Below are 13854 nucleotides of genomic sequence, written 5' to 3'. Positions count from 1 at the left end.
CGGCAGGCTGATCCCGGCTAGCCCTTCAGCATGAAGGCGCGCGCCCACTGTTCAAGTTTGCCGTAGACCCGGCGCCGCACGGGACCGGCCGACAGCAGCACATCGTGCAGGGCGTCCTCGAACCGGCAGACGGTGACCTGCGGACCGAGCAGCAGCCCGCGCTGGACCATCAGGTGCACGTCCAGGATGCTGTCGGAGGTCTTCATGGCTTCGTTCCAGGGGCCGGCCATCGTGGAGGTGGCCGAGGCCATCAGCAGGATCGGCACCCGAATGTCCAGGCCGTGGGCCACCTGCGCGTGTCCGGCAAGCACAGCGGTGATCCACCCGGCCCTAATCGGCCAGCTGTTGCGCGGTTTCAGCTCCGGGTCCGGGTCCCATTCGCCGTCGCCCTCGCGGCTGATGCTGCGCCAGTAATTGGTCATTTCCGGAACCTTCAGACGCGTTTTGGGCCGCAGCCGTGCCAGCGGTTCCAGCAGCCCGGCGGTTGCGTTGCGCACCACCCAGGAGCCGGTCATCTCCAGCCAGGGACTGTTCAGGATCAGGGCTTCGATGCGCCCGGGATGGCGGTGGGCCCAGAGCGAGGCGACCAGGCCGCCGGTGGAGTGGGCCATCATGCTGACCCGCACCGGGGTGTCGGCGCCAAGGTGTTCGCGGACGTGCCTGGTCAGGGCTGCCAGCGCCGCTTCAATGTCGGCGTCATAATCCTGCAGGTCTTGGGTGAACCCCTCGGACTGTCCGGGCCGCAGGCTCCGCCCGTATTTGCGCAGGTCCAAGGCATAGAAGGCGACGCCGAGCCGGCTCCAGAACTGCGCAAGCTCCGTCTGGAAAAAGTAGTCGCTCCAGCCGTGGATGTAGAGGACTGCGTGAACGGGTTCGGGTGCCACGGGAGCCCGCAGGCCGTGCAGCAGGCGCCGGGCCCGGCCGCCAAGCGTGGGAGGAGGCGGCGGCCCAGGAGAGTAGGACACCAGCGTGGCCACGACGGGCCCTTCCTCATCTTCGCCCAGCTCCAGGGTCAGATACTGGTAGCCGTCGCCCAGGATGTCCGGCTTCCACTCCGAGCCGTTCCCGTCGGCGCCCGCAAAACTGTCCATGTATTGAGTACTGCCCATAAATCGAGTACTGCCCATGTATCGAGTACTGCCCATAAATCGAGAATAGTGCAGCCGCGCAGGAGGATCCGCCGGCCGGAGACAGGACCGGCCCGGAGTTGCTGGAGCGCCGTCGTCAGTGCAAGCATGAAAACATGCGCGTCTACCCTGCCTTCTTCCGTGTCGTCTTCGCCGGCATGGACCCGGAAAAAGCACATCGAATCGGCTTCGACCTGATCAAGCTCGCCGCCTCGACTCCCGCCGGACCGGTGATGCGACGGCTCATGCGCCCCTCGCCGGACCTGCGCGTCCGCGCCCTCGGGCTGGACTTCCCGTCGCCCTTCGGGTTGGCCGCCGGGTTCGACAAAGAGGGATCCGGCATTGTGGCCCTGACCAACATGGGTTTTGGCCATGTGGAGGTTGGAACGGTGACGGGCCGGGCCCAGCCGGGCAATCCGAAACCGCGGCTCTTCCGGCTGGTGGAGGACCGCGCCGTGATCAACCGGATGGGGTTCAACAACGACGGCGCGGCAGCCGTGGCCCCCCGGGTGGCGCAGGCCCGCGCGGCGCTGGCCAAAGCCGGCCCGAACCGCCCGGTCATCGGCATCAACATCGGCAAGACGAAGGCCGTGGACCTGGCCGACGCCATCGATGACTACCTGATCAGCACCCGGGAGCTGGCGCCCCAGGCCGACTATCTGGTGGTGAACGTATCCTCGCCCAACACTCCGGGACTGCGTCAGCTGCAGAACATTGAGTCGCTGCGTCCGCTGCTCACCGCGGTGGGCGAGGCTGCTGACGCAGCGGCCGGAAGGCATGTGCCGCTGCTGGTGAAGATCGCCCCCGACCTCACGGACGACGACGTCGACGACGTCGCCCGGCTGGCCCTGGACCTGGGCCTCGACGGCGTGATCGCCACCAACACAACAATTGCACGCGAGGGTCTCGTCACCGATCCGCAGAAGGTGATCGCGTGCGGAGTGGGCGGGCTCAGCGGAGCGCCGCTGCGGCGGCGGTCAGTGGAAATCCTGAAGCGGCTGCGGGCACGCCTCGGCGAGGACGGGCCGGTCATCGTTTCGGTGGGCGGCGTGGAATCGGCCCGCGACGTCAAGGAGCGCCTTGACGCCGGCGCCACCCTGGTCCAGGGGTACACGGCGTTCCTCTACGAGGGTCCGTTCTGGGCGGCGCGGATCAACCGGCGGCTGGCCCGCCTGCTGAAGTAGCTGCAGGTGTAACTGCAGGAGCAGTTGCAGGACGAGAAAAAGGGCCGCTCCAAGGAGCGGCCCTTTTTGGGTCTTGCTGAAACAGGGTCTTGCTGAAACAGGGTCTTGCTGAAACAGGGTCTTGCTGAAACAGGGTCTTGCTGAAACAGGGTCTTGCCGGGAACCCGTGCGGGTTAGACGGGCTTTTCGCCGCGCTTGACCTGGGGCTTCGGCAGGCGGAAGCGGCGCAGCTGGAGCGCACGGGACACGCCGTACCAGACGTCACCTGAGTTGGGCCCGCCGAACTTGTCAGTCAGGCGGCGGCGCAGGAGCGACCGCAGGATGAACGAGTCGAGGATGACGGCCAGGATCAGGACCCAGAACGCCAGCATGACAATGCTCTGCACAGTGATGTTCTGGATGAAGCTGAACACCACGAACACCAGGGCGGCGATCATGACAAACTCGCCCAGGTTCCAGCGGGAGTCCACCACGTCGCGGATGAACCGGCGCTGCGGTCCCTTGTCACGCAGGGGGAGGTAGCGCTCGTCGCCGGTGTCCAGCGCGGCGCGGGTCTTCAGCCGTTCCTCGCGCATGGCATCACGGCTGGCATTCTTCGCCGCCTTGCGGTCGGTCGGCACCAGCGGCCGCTGCCGCGCAGCCACCTGGTCTTTGCGCTTGGGCGTAGGGGTTCCCTTCCCCGCGGCGGTGCGCGCTGAGCTGGTCTGGGCTGCCGCGGCAGCCTGGTCCACAGTTTCCTGCGCGGTGGGCGCTTCATTCTTTCGTCCGAACACCCCTTTAGGATACCTTGGCAGCGGCCCGAGCGGTCCCGAATTTCCGTTGCCCGGACGCGGGGGCCCGCATGTACTGTTTTGTTATGACTTTGAATCCAGAATCTCCCTCTTCGTCCGTGGATGTGGATGCCCTGCGGTCCGCCGTGGCGGCCGATTTCCCCCGTACGGTTGAGCAGCTCAAGTCCCTGGTCTCCATTCCCGGCATTGCCTGGGATTCCTTTGACCCGGAGCGGCTGAACGAAAGCGCCGAAGCCGTGGCGGCACTGATCCGGGAAGCCGGACTGTCGGAGGTGCAGATCCTGCGGGTGGACAACAACGGCAAGCCCGGAGGCCCCGCCGTCGTCGCCCGCCGGCCCGCAAAGGCAGGCAAGCCCACCGTCCTGCTGTACGCCCACCATGACGTTCAGCCTCCGGGGGACCTGGCGCTGTGGGAGTCGGAGCCCTTCACCGCCACCGAGCGCAACGGCCGCCTTTACGGGCGCGGCGCCGCGGATGACAAGGCCGGGATCATGGCCCACATCGGCGCCCTGCGTGCCCTGGACGAGGTCCTCGGGGAAGAATCCGGCGTCGGCATCACCCTCTTCATTGAAGGTGAGGAGGAAGCCGGTTCACCAACCTTCCGGAAGTTCCTCGAGACCTACCGCAGCCTGCTGGAGGCCGACGTGATCGTGGTGGCGGACTCCGGGAACTGGAAGGTCGGCGTGCCGGCCCTGACCACCAGCCTGCGCGGCCTGGTGGACGGCACCGTTGAGGTGCAGGTCTTGGACCACGCGGTGCATTCGGGAATGTTCGGCGGACCGGTGCTGGATGCGCCCACCCTGCTGGCGCGCCTGATCGCCACCTTCCACGACGACGCCGGAGACGTCGCCATCGCCGGCCTCGTCTCGTCCGACAGCGCCGCGGTCGAATACGACGAAGCCGACTTCCGCGGGGACTCCTCAGTGCTCGACGGCGTGCAGCTGGCCGGCACGGGCTCGATCGCGTCCCGGCTGTGGACCAAGCCCGCGCTGTCCATCATCGGCATCGACGTGCCGACGGTGGCCATGTCCTCGAACACGATCCAGCCCAGGGCGCGGGCCAAGTTCAGCCTGCGCCTCGCCCCGGGGCAGAGTCCCGCGGAAGCGATGGCCGCCGTCGAGCGCCACGTGCAGGCCAACGCGCCGTTCGGCGCCAAGGTGACCTTCGTCCCGGGGGAGCAGGGCCAGGCCTTTGCCACCGACACGTCCGCCGCTGCGGCACGCACTGCCCTCTGGGCCCTGCGCGAGGCCTGGGACGGCGTGGAGCCCGTGGAGTCCGGCATGGGCGGTTCCATTCCGTTTATCGCCGACCTCACCGAGCTGTTCCCGTCCGCACAGATCCTGATCACCGGTGTGGAGGATCCGGATTCCCGGGCCCACAGCGCCAACGAGTCCCTGGACCTGGGTGACTTCCGCAACGCGGTGCTGGCCGAAGCACTGCTCCTGGCCAGCCTCGGGCGCGCCGGCTCGTAGCCTGCGCGGAAAGCACGCGGCCGGGCACGGAAATCTTTTCGGGCCCGGCCGCGTTGGCTCTGTATATCTGTGTGTATGCATCGACGTACCATGGAGAAGGAACTGGCCCGGAGCCCGGGGGAGCGCCACTGCCCTCCCGTGCACGGACCACGTGAAGAAAGAGAGACGTAATGAGTACTTCCACCAGCGAAACCGGCACCAGCGTGGATATGGCAGCAGCTGCCGCCCCGGAAACGGAGCTGCCGACCCACGACGTTGCCCTCTCCGACGTTGCCGCCGGCAAGGTGCGCAGCCTCTTGGAGCAGGAAGGCCGGACCGACCTGCGGCTTCGCGTGGCTGTCCAGCCCGGCGGATGCTCTGGCTTGATCTACCAGCTGTACTTCGACGAGCGGGTCCTTGACGGCGATGCCGTTCGGGATTTCGACGGCGTCGAGGTCATCGTGGACAAGATGAGCGTGCCCTACCTGTCCGGCGCGTCCATCGACTTCGAAGACACCATCTCCAAGCAGGGGTTCACCATCGACAACCCCAACGCCGGCGGGTCATGTGCCTGCGGCGACTCATTCCACTAGGCTTCCTCCCGGGTACCCCGTTTCACTGACGGGGACCCCGCAGCCGCTCCGGCGGCCGTAATACACGGTATTTTGCCGGGACGCGGTGCGGTCTGTCACTAGATGGCCACGCGTGCGGGTAAGCTCTACACGTAGTAGTAAAACTGATCGTGCGCAGTTGGGGGATTCGTCTGCCTGCTGTGCCGCACTTGCACGTAACAAGAGGAAGGGCCGTCTGTGAGTTCGCAGGACCGAACCAGCAGCCGACGCGCCAGGATCTTAAAGATCTCAGCCGTAACGTCGGCCGGCGCGTTGTTTTTATCGGGTTGTTCGTCAGAAGTCCAAAGAGGCTGGTTGCCCACGGAACGCGACACCACCAACCACACCGGCCGAATCATGGACCTTTGGGTCAATTCATGGATCGCGGCATTGGCAGTTGGGGTGCTCACCTGGGCACTGATCATTTGGTGCATCGTCGCCTACCGGCGCCGGAAGAACGAGACCGGCTACCCGCGGCAGCTGAGCTACAACCTTCCCCTGGAGATTTTCTACACGGCGATCCCGCTGTTCATGGTGCTGGTGTTGTTCTACTTCACCGACCAGGACATTCGGGCCATTAGTGAGCGCGTGGATGATCCAGACGTCGTCGTTGACGTCCGCGGCAAGCAGTGGTCCTGGGACTTCAACTACGTCAATGAGGACAAGTACGACCTCAACGTGCAGGTAAACCTGGACGGCACGGAGAAGGCAGAGACGGAAATGCCGACCCTCTACCTGCCGGTCGACCAGACGGTTGAGCTTCAGCTGAACTCCCGCGACGTCCAGCACTCGTTCTGGGTCCCGGCCTTCCTCCAGAAGATGGACCTTTACCCCGGACGCACGAACTACATCAACATCACTCCCGGCATCGAGGGCACCTACGAAGGTAAGTGTGCAGAACTCTGCGGCGAGTACCACTCGGAAATGCTCTTCAACGTCAAGGTGGTTTCGGAAGCCGAGTACGACGCGTACCTCGACACCCTGCCCGACGGCCAGGTCGGCTCCGAGTACGACCGCGTGTACAACTCAGAATCAAGCGAAGTAAGGAGGTAGGAGGAAGCTGTGACTACTCTCGAATACACTTCGGAAGATACTCAAGTTGCACCGCGCGTCGTCCCCGTCTCCAAGGGACGCATCATCGTCAGTTGGATCACCTCCACTGACCACAAGACCATCGGGTACATGTACCTGATCGCCTCATTCATTTTCTTCTGTCTCGCAGGCGTGATGGCCCTGGTCATCCGTGCCGAGCTGTTTGAACCCGGTATGCAGATCCTGCAGACCAAGGAACAGTACAACCAGCTGTTCACCATGCACGGCACAGTAATGCTGCTGATGTTCGCAACCCCGCTGTTCTCCGGTTTCGCCAACGTCATGATGCCGCTGCAGATCGGTGCGCCCGACGTTGCGTTCCCCCGCCTGAACGCCCTGGCTTTCTGGTTCTTCCTCTTCGGCAGCACCATCGCCGTTGCCGGCTTCATCACTCCGCAGGGTGCTGCTTCCTTCGGCTGGTTCGCGTATGCGCCGCTGTCGAACACCACGTTCTCACCCGGCGTCGGTGGAGATCTCTGGGTCTTCGGGCTGGCACTGTCCGGTTTCGGTACCATCCTTGGTTCGGTCAACTTCATCACCACGATCATCTGCATGCGTGCCCCGGGCATGACCATGTGGCGGATGCCGATCTTCACCTGGAACACCCTGGTCACCGCCATCCTCGTCATGATGGCCTTCCCGCCGCTGGCAGCAGCTCTGTTCGCACTCGGCGCTGACCGACGGTTCGGGGCGCACATCTTCGATCCCGAACGCGGCGGAGCCATCCTTTGGCAGCACCTGTTCTGGTTCTTCGGCCACCCCGAGGTGTACATCATCGCGCTGCCGTTCTTCGGCATCATCTCCGAGATCCTGCCGGTGTTCAGCCGCAAGCCGATCTTCGGCTACAAGGGCCTGGTTTACGCCACGATCGCCATTGCAGCCCTGTCCGTGACCGTGTGGGCCCACCACATGTACGTTACGGGTGCGGTAATGCTCCCGTTCTTCTCCTTCATGACAATGCTGATCGCGGTGCCAACCGGCGTGAAGTTCTTCAACTGGATTGGCACCATGTGGCGGGGATCGATCACCTTCGAAACCCCCATGCTCTGGAGCATCGGCTTCCTGATCACCTTCCTCTTCGGTGGTCTGACCGGCATCATCCTGGCCTCGCCGCCGCTCGACTTCCACGTTTCCGACACCTACTTCGTGGTGGCACACTTCCACTACGTGATCTTCGGAACCGTTGTGTTCGCAATGTTCGCGGGCTTCTACTTCTGGTGGCCCAAGTGGACCGGCAAGATGCTCAACGAGCGCCTTGGCAAGATCCACTTCTGGATGCTGTTCGTCGGCTTCCACGCCACCTTCCTGGTTCAGCACTGGCTCGGCGTGCTCGGCATGCCGCGCCGCTACGCCGATTACCTGCCGGAGGATAACTTCACCCTGATGAACCAGTTCTCCACCTTTGGTTCGTTCCTGCTGGGTGCCTCGATGATTCCGTTCTTCTGGAACGTGTACATCACCTGGCGCCACGGCAAGAAGGTTGAAGTTGATGACCCCTGGGGCTTCGGCGGCTCGCTGGAGTGGGCAACCTCCTGCCCGCCTCCGCGCCACAACTTCACGTCGCTGCCGCGCATCCGTTCTGAGCGTCCGGCACTGGACCTGCACCATCCTGAACTGCAGCAGACGGTGACCGACACGTCGGCCGCCGGCAAGGTCTTCGGACCGGGCGACCGTAAGGAGAAGGTCAATTGAAAGTAGAGACTAAGCTCTTCGCATACCTGGCGCCCTTCTTCGTGGTCGTCGGCGTTGTCTACGGTTACCTCGTCGAGTGGATGGAACCGGTGGGCTACCTGGCACTGTTCCTCACCGGCGCGATGTCCGCCATGATCGCCTTCTACATCGGCTTCACCGGCAAGCGCATTGGTGAACGTCCGGAGGACCGGCTCGACGCCGAAATCCACGAAGGATCCGGCGAACAGGGCTTCTTCAGCCCGTGGAGCTGGTGGCCCCTGCTGCTCGGCCTCGCCGCCGCAGGCGGATTCCTGGGCATGGCAATCGGCTGGTGGATTCTTTACATCAGTGCCGGCCTGGCGCTGATCGCCCTGGTCGGCTGGGTGTACGAATACAGCCGCGGAGCCCACGCACACTAAGGCTCCGGCAAGCAAAACACCCAGGGTGAAAACCCGACGGTGAAGTTTAGGCAGAGGACCCGCAAATACTGCGGGTCCTCTGCTGTTTAATACCCGGCCCTGCTTCCGGGGGCCACCGGAGCTGCCCAGCCCGTCGCCCGCTCCGGAGCGGCGGCGTTCCTGGCCCGCGCTCCCGGCCGTTATCCTTGAATAGCACCTACGCCGAGGGAAGGAACCGGATGCGCACCAGAACGGACCTCAGAATTCGGCGGCTGTCATGCACCAGGCCCTGAGGCGGTTTCCGGAGCTGCTCGACCCGGCCTCCGGCGTCGCCAAGCACCTGCAGCTGCAGAACATACTGCGCCGCTTCGTGGACCAGCATGCGCCTGCCGGCGCCGCCATTCCCTCCGAACGTGTGCTGGCCGACCACTTCGGTGTGGCGAGGATGACGGTACGGCAGGCCATCGATGCCCTCGTCGCTGACGAAGTGCTCGAACGCGTGGTTGGATTGGGCACGTTTGTGGCCCGCCCCAAAATGGACCTGCAGGTCAAGCTGACGTCGTACAGCGAGGAAATGCATCGACGCGGCATGGTCCCGGACGCCCGGGTCCTCAGCTTCGAACAGATCGGCGCTTCCCATCTGGTGGCGAGGGAGCTGCAGATTGATCCCGGCCAGCCGGTGATCCGGTTCCGCCGCCAACTGCTCGCGGACGGCGAGCCAATGAGCGTTGATGAGAACTTCATTCCCGCCGTCCACGTTCCGGGGATGCTCGATGAAGAGCCCCCCACCTCGCTGTACCGGGTGCTCAGTGAACGGTACGGCATGGTGATGGAGTGGGGCGAGGACACCATCGAGGCGACCGCCGCCTCCGCGTCCATCGCTCGACTGCTCAACGTGGAGCTCGGCGCTCCGCTGCTGAAGATCCAGCGGCACGCCTACGTCGCCCGGTCGATGGTGGACTACTCGGTCTCGTACTACCGCGCTGACCGGTACAAGCTCTGGGTGCCCCTGCAGCGTCCCGGAATGCGGACGCCGCGTTCCTACCACCCGGGCAGGCATCCGGGCTCCTGAAGCCGCGGAAGAGGCTCGTGCGGCACTGTTCAGCTCAGCGCTGTCCAGCAGGCACCCACAAGACAGCACTCACAAGACCAACAGCGTGGATAGACACCACCCACAGCACCATCAGCCAGGGAGGCTACCGAAAAATGAGCATCACCGTGATGTACCACCGGGACGACAAGGGGGTCCTGCACTTCCGCGAGGCGATGTATGAGGCCGAGTCGCAGGAATTCATGATCAGCCAGGGCCCCGTGGGCTACATGGGAACCAGCAGCGCGGTTGCCTCAATCGATGAAGCCGCGGCGGAGAAAAAGTTCGCTGCTTTCGCCGCCAAGTCAGCCGAGCTGGGATATGCGGAGCTGCCGCCGGAGGAGCAGTACTGGGTGGTGGCCCAGTACGCCCTGAAGTCTGCCGAGGGCACGGAGCGTGACCGCTACCTGGAGTACAAGGCACGCACCGCCCTCACCTCTTACTTCTCCTGGCGCGGCCTGGGGACCGTCGAGGAGAGCGAATTCGCACCCGGCAAGCTGAACATCTTCTGCCTGGTGCCCGACGTTCCCAAGGCCGTGAAGGGCATGCTCGTTGTCCTGCGCGAGGCCAATCTGGACTTCACGAAGCTGGGCATCGGGTCGGCGCCGTACGCGGAGCCGGGCAACTGGAAGCGGCGGCATCCGCTTCCGGCCAAGAAGCCGTTCGTCCTGGACTAGGACGCCGTAAGCCACAAGCCGATGCCGCACATCACTGTGGTGGATAAACCAAAGGGAGCCGGTCAGCAAATGCTGACCGGCTCCCTTTGGTTTATCCGTCAAACTGTCCCGAGCGGAGGACTACCGGTTCGTGATCGAAGCCTGGTCTTCCGTATCCGCTTCAACTTCAGCGGGGGACTCGTGGTGATGCGCTGCTTCAAGTTCCCGCGGAGTAACCGGGGCAACCCGATCCTCGAAGAAGAACCGTGAAAGCCTGCCGCGCAGTTTCTCCTTGCCGGAGACCTTGCCGCGGGCGTCCGGCTGGGCCGGAGTCACCTCGGGGGAGGTGAAGTCCACCAGCTTGTAGCGCTTGAACTCGTCAACGGGCTCATGAACCTCGATGTACTCACCGTGCGGGAGACGGACAATGCGTCCGCTTTCCACGCCGTGGAGCACGATCTCGCGGTCCTTGCGCTGCAGCGCAAGGCAGATCCGGCGGGCGACGGCGAAGCCGATCAGCGGGCCGAAGATGACCAGGAAGCGCAGCCAGTACGTGACATCGTTCAGCGAGACCATGAAGTGCGTGGCGATGAGGTCGGAGCTGGCAGCGGCCCACATGGTGCAGTAGAAGATAACGCCGGCAACGCCGACGCCGGTGCGGAACGGGGCGTTCCGCGGGCGGTCCAGCAGGTTGTGGACCTTCGTGTCCTTGGTCAGCCAGGCTTCAATCCAGGGCCAGGCGAACAGCAGGGTGAAGACGATTCCGGCCGGAACCAGCGCCGGGAACAGCACGTTCAGGGAGAGCGTGTTGGTGCCCCACGGGAACGGAATATTCCATTCCATCGGGATGTTGCCGATCCAGCCCGGCATCAGGCGCAGGGCGCCGTCAACCCAGCCGATGTACCAGTCAGGCTGGGTACCGGCGGACACGGGGGAGGGGTCGTACGGGCCGTAGTTCCAGATCGGGTTGATCGTGAACAAACCGGCAATGATGGCAATGATGCCGAAGACGATGAAGAAGAATCCACCGGCCTTTGCCGCATAAACCGGTCCAACCGGGTAACCGACAACGTTGTTGTTCGTGCGGCCGGGGCCGCGGAACTGCGTGTGCTTGTGCACAACCACCATGAAGAGGTGAACGGCGATCATCAGCAGGATGAGGGCGGGCACCAGCAGGATGTGCAGCATGTACAGGCGGCCGATGATGTCGGTGCCCGGGAATTCTCCGCCGAACAGGAAGAAGCTGAGGTACGTGCCAACCACCGGAATGGCCTTCATGACGCCGTCGATGATCCGCAGGCCGTTGCCGGAGAGCAGGTCATCGGGAAGCGAGTAACCGGTGAAACCGGCTGCCAGGGAGAGGATGAGCAGCACGCCGCCCACCACCCAGTTCAGCTCGCGGGGCTTGCGGAACGCACCGGTGAAGAAGACGCGAAGCATGTGCACGGCAACTGCAGCGACAAACAGCAGCGCTGACCAGTGGTGCACCTGGCGCATGAAGAGACCGCCGCGGATATCAAAGGAGATATTCAGCGAGGACTCGTAGGCCACTGACATTTCCACGCCCTTGAGCGGGACGTAGCTGCCGTTGTAATGCGTTTCTGCCATCGACGGGTCGAAGAAGAACGTCAGGAAGGTTCCCGACAGCAGCAGGATGACGAAGCAGTACAGGGCAACTTCGCCGAACATGAACGTCCAGTGGTCGGGAAAGACCTTGCGGCCGAATTCCTTGACCATGGCAGAGCCGCCGACGCGGGAATCGACGAAGTTGGTGACGCGGCCCAGACGGGTCTTGGGCTCGTAGGGAGTAGCAGAGGGAACACTCATGGTTAGCCACGCTCCCAGTAGCTCGGTCCAACAGGTTCATGGAAATCGCTGGTCGCGATCAGGTAGCCATCGCTGTCAACGGCGATGGGCAGCTGCGGAAGCGGGTGGACAGCCGGTCCGAAGATGACCTTGCATTCCTGCGTCAGGTCAAAGGTGGACTGGTGGCACGGGCAGAGCAGGTGGTGGGTGTGCTGTTCGTACAGCGCAACCGGGCAACCCACGTGGGTGCAGATCTTGGAGTAGGCGACGATGCCGTCGACGTTCCAGTCTTCGCGTCCGGGGGAGGGGTTGAGTGAGCTCGGATCCAGGCGCATCAGCAGGACGACGGCCTTGGCCTTCTCCTCCAGCTTGTGCTCGGACTCGTTCAGGCCCTCGGGAATGACGTGGAAGGCAGAGCCCAGCGTCACATCCGATGCCTTGATCCGGGTTCCGCTGGGATCGCGGGTCAGGTGCACGCCGTCGGCCCACATGGTGTGGCGCAGGGTGTTGCCGGGAAGCGGACCAAGGTCGCGGAACACGGCGATCGCCGGAAGGGGTGCAAGAACCATGGCACCCAGCAGGGTGTTGCGGATCAGCGGGCGGCGCTTGATGCCCGTCTCTTCGACGATGTCGCCCAGCATCTTTTCGGCGACTGCCCGGTCTTCCTCGGGACGGATTTCATGCCGTTCCTCGATGACTTCGTGGTCCGGCATGAGCGTCTTGGCCCAGTGGACAATGCCGACGCCGATGCCCAGCATCGCGAAGGCAGTTCCCAGCCCCAGGAGCAGGTTCTGCACCCTGAGGTCCGCAATGGTGTGGCCGCCTTCAAGCTTGATGCCGAAGTAGCCGACAAAAAACACGAGCGTACCGATGATGGATATGACGAACAGTGCCGCCACCTGCCGCTCGGCACGCTTTTCAGCGCGGGGATTCGTATCAGCCAGGCGAGGGCGGTGCGGAGGAAGTCCCGGATTCCGGAACTTCTCTTCGTCGCCCTGGCCAGCCGTAGCGACGGTGCCCGAGGTGTTCGGACTGCCGTGACTATGGTCGCCCATGATCCCCCTCATCCTTCTCTTGAAACTGCATTTATAGACCTATGTGTAACTGTGATGTCACCCCGAGAGGTGAGCGCGGGTGATGTCTAGGAAGACCGGGCGGTCAACCAAATGGTGAAAGCAATGACGAGGCCAAGCCCGGCCGTCCAGATGAACAGGCCTTCCGAGACGGGGCCCAGGGCGCCGAGTTCGGCGCCGCCCGGGGAGCCGTTGGCTTCGATGTTCTTGAGGAAAGCGATGATGCTCTGCTTGTCCTCAGGGGAAATGTTGGCGTCGTTGAAGACGGGCATGTTCTGCGGGCCCGTGACCATGGCCTCGTAGATGTGCTTCTCGGAGACGCCGTCCAGGGACGGGGCAAACTTGCCCTCGGTCAGGGCGCCGCCGGCGCCGGCAGCGTTGTGGCACATGGCGCAGTTGACGCGGAAGAGCTCGCCGCCTTCGGCTGCATCGCCGGCTGCGGCGTCCGTGTACTCGGCGTCCGGAACAGTGGGGCCGGCCCCGAGGCTGGCGACGTAGGCAGCAAGCTGGCTCGTCTGTTCCTCGGTGAACTGAACGGGCTTCTGCTGGGCCTGAGGACCGTGCATGGCCATCGGCATGCGGCCGGTGCCGACCTGGAAGTCGACGGACGCGGCGCCGACACCTACGAGGGACGGTCCGTTTTCGGAGCCCGATGCCTCCATGCCGTGGCAGGTGGCGCAGTTGGCGATGAAGAGCTTCTCGCCCTGGTTTTCGTCATCAGCCGTGTAGGCGGTGCTTGCAGCCTGGGCCTCGTTGGCGCCGCTTACGGCTGCGTAGAGCCCACCCGTAACGAGGAGTCCCAGCAGCAGCAGCGCAACTGCTGCTAGGGGATGACGTCGCCTTTGCGATAGTGCCTTCACTTGGTGGTTCCTAACTTGTGTGGTCTTTGGTGTGCTGGTGCCAC

General features: G+C 64.0%; 13 protein-coding genes. 8 read left to right on the top strand and 5 right to left on the bottom strand.

The window, feature by feature from the left end; all coding sequences use genetic code 11:
* Window positions 1-17: 17 nt before the first annotated feature.
* Complete coding sequence (locus QNO08_RS10290; protein ID WP_229965608.1) at window positions 18-1109, bottom strand: alpha/beta hydrolase; 1092 nt, start codon at window positions 1107-1109, stop codon at window positions 18-20.
* A 134-nt stretch (window positions 1110-1243) separates the two neighbouring features.
* Here QNO08_RS10290 and QNO08_RS10285 point away from each other — a divergent pair, with 134 nt between their 5' ends.
* Complete coding sequence (locus QNO08_RS10285) at window positions 1244-2311, top strand: quinone-dependent dihydroorotate dehydrogenase (RefSeq protein ID WP_229965609.1); 1068 nt, start codon at window positions 1244-1246, stop codon at window positions 2309-2311.
* 173 nt (window positions 2312-2484) lie between these two features.
* Here the strand turns inward: QNO08_RS10285 and QNO08_RS10280 are convergent, their stop codons facing one another.
* A complete protein-coding gene (locus tag QNO08_RS10280; protein WP_229965610.1) occupies window positions 2485-3084 on the bottom strand; it encodes a DUF3043 domain-containing protein in 600 nt (199 codons plus the stop codon).
* Window positions 3085-3167: 83 nt separating this feature from the next.
* Between QNO08_RS10280 and QNO08_RS10275 the strand changes: the two genes are divergently transcribed.
* The 7 genes from QNO08_RS10275 (at window position 3168) to QNO08_RS10245 (ending at window position 10092) form a co-directional block, all read left to right on the top strand.
* On the top strand, window positions 3168-4574 hold the full coding sequence (locus tag QNO08_RS10275) for a dipeptidase (protein ID WP_229965611.1): 1407 nt from the start codon (window positions 3168-3170) through the stop codon (window positions 4572-4574).
* Window positions 4575-4744: 170 nt separating this feature from the next.
* Window positions 4745-5146 carry a HesB/IscA family protein gene (locus QNO08_RS10270; protein ID WP_229965612.1) on the top strand — a complete coding sequence of 134 codons (402 nt, stop codon included), beginning with the start codon at window positions 4745-4747 and terminating at the stop codon, window positions 5144-5146.
* A 216-nt stretch (window positions 5147-5362) separates the two neighbouring features.
* Window positions 5363-6217 (top strand): aa3-type cytochrome oxidase subunit II, encoded by an 855-nt coding sequence (gene ctaC, locus QNO08_RS10265; protein WP_229965613.1) that lies wholly within the window; start codon window positions 5363-5365, stop codon window positions 6215-6217.
* A gap of 9 nt (window positions 6218-6226) precedes the next feature.
* Window positions 6227-7948 (top strand): aa3-type cytochrome oxidase subunit I, encoded by a 1722-nt coding sequence (gene ctaD / locus QNO08_RS10260; protein WP_229965614.1) that lies wholly within the window; start codon window positions 6227-6229, stop codon window positions 7946-7948.
* Window positions 7945-8346, top strand: coding sequence for a cytochrome c oxidase subunit 4 (locus tag QNO08_RS10255; RefSeq protein WP_229965615.1), 402 nt, complete (start codon window positions 7945-7947; stop codon window positions 8344-8346). Before ctaD ends, QNO08_RS10255 begins: the two co-directional genes overlap by 4 nt.
* Before the next feature lie 256 nt (window positions 8347-8602).
* Window positions 8603-9397, top strand: a complete 795-nt coding sequence (locus QNO08_RS10250; RefSeq protein WP_229965616.1) for a GntR family transcriptional regulator — start codon at window positions 8603-8605, stop codon at window positions 9395-9397.
* A 134-nt stretch (window positions 9398-9531) separates the two neighbouring features.
* Window positions 9532-10092, top strand: coding sequence for a hypothetical protein (locus QNO08_RS10245; RefSeq protein ID WP_229965617.1), 561 nt, complete (start codon window positions 9532-9534; stop codon window positions 10090-10092).
* Between the two features lie 120 nt (window positions 10093-10212).
* Here QNO08_RS10245 and qcrB read toward each other — a convergent pair whose 3' ends face one another.
* The 3 genes from qcrB to qcrC all read right to left on the bottom strand — a co-directional run bounded on the left by qcrB (window position 10213) and on the right by qcrC (window position 13810).
* Window positions 10213-11898, bottom strand: coding sequence for a cytochrome bc1 complex cytochrome b subunit (gene qcrB, locus QNO08_RS10240; RefSeq protein ID WP_229965618.1), 1686 nt, complete (start codon window positions 11896-11898; stop codon window positions 10213-10215).
* A gap of 2 nt (window positions 11899-11900) precedes the next feature.
* The gene (gene qcrA, locus QNO08_RS10235) at window positions 11901-12932 is read right to left on the bottom strand and encodes a cytochrome bc1 complex Rieske iron-sulfur subunit (RefSeq protein ID WP_229965619.1); all 1032 of its coding nucleotides are present in this window, start codon (window positions 12930-12932) and stop codon (window positions 11901-11903) included.
* An 86-nt stretch (window positions 12933-13018) separates the two neighbouring features.
* The gene (gene qcrC / locus QNO08_RS10230) at window positions 13019-13810 is read right to left on the bottom strand and encodes a cytochrome bc1 complex diheme cytochrome c subunit (protein ID WP_229965620.1); all 792 of its coding nucleotides are present in this window, start codon (window positions 13808-13810) and stop codon (window positions 13019-13021) included.
* Window positions 13811-13854 lie beyond the last annotated feature (44 nt).

This window comes from Arthrobacter sp. zg-Y820 (genome assembly GCF_030142155.1).
In the GTDB taxonomy this organism is placed as follows: domain Bacteria; phylum Actinomycetota; class Actinomycetes; order Actinomycetales; family Micrococcaceae; genus Arthrobacter_B.
Note: the sequence above shows the minus strand (reverse complement) of the source record. Positions and strands in the feature narration are given on the sequence as shown.

What these genes read in the sequence shown, in the direction of transcription:
- QNO08_RS10290 (WP_229965608.1), bottom strand. Translation starts at nt 1,109, where the DNA reads ATGGGCAGTACTCAATACATGGACAGTTTTGCGGGCGCCGACGGGAAC.
- QNO08_RS10285 (WP_229965609.1), top strand. Translation starts at nt 1,244, where the DNA reads ATGCGCGTCTACCCTGCCTTCTTCCGTGTCGTCTTCGCCGGCATGGAC.
- QNO08_RS10275 (WP_229965611.1), top strand. Translation starts at nt 3,168, where the DNA reads ATGACTTTGAATCCAGAATCTCCCTCTTCGTCCGTGGATGTGGATGCC.
- QNO08_RS10270 (WP_229965612.1), top strand. Translation starts at nt 4,745, where the DNA reads ATGAGTACTTCCACCAGCGAAACCGGCACCAGCGTGGATATGGCAGCA.
- QNO08_RS10250 (WP_229965616.1), top strand. Translation starts at nt 8,603, where the DNA reads ATGCACCAGGCCCTGAGGCGGTTTCCGGAGCTGCTCGACCCGGCCTCC.
- QNO08_RS10245 (WP_229965617.1), top strand. Translation starts at nt 9,532, where the DNA reads ATGAGCATCACCGTGATGTACCACCGGGACGACAAGGGGGTCCTGCAC.
- qcrB (WP_229965618.1), bottom strand. Translation starts at nt 11,898, where the DNA reads ATGAGTGTTCCCTCTGCTACTCCCTACGAGCCCAAGACCCGTCTGGGC.
- qcrA (WP_229965619.1), bottom strand. Translation starts at nt 12,932, where the DNA reads ATGGGCGACCATAGTCACGGCAGTCCGAACACCTCGGGCACCGTCGCT.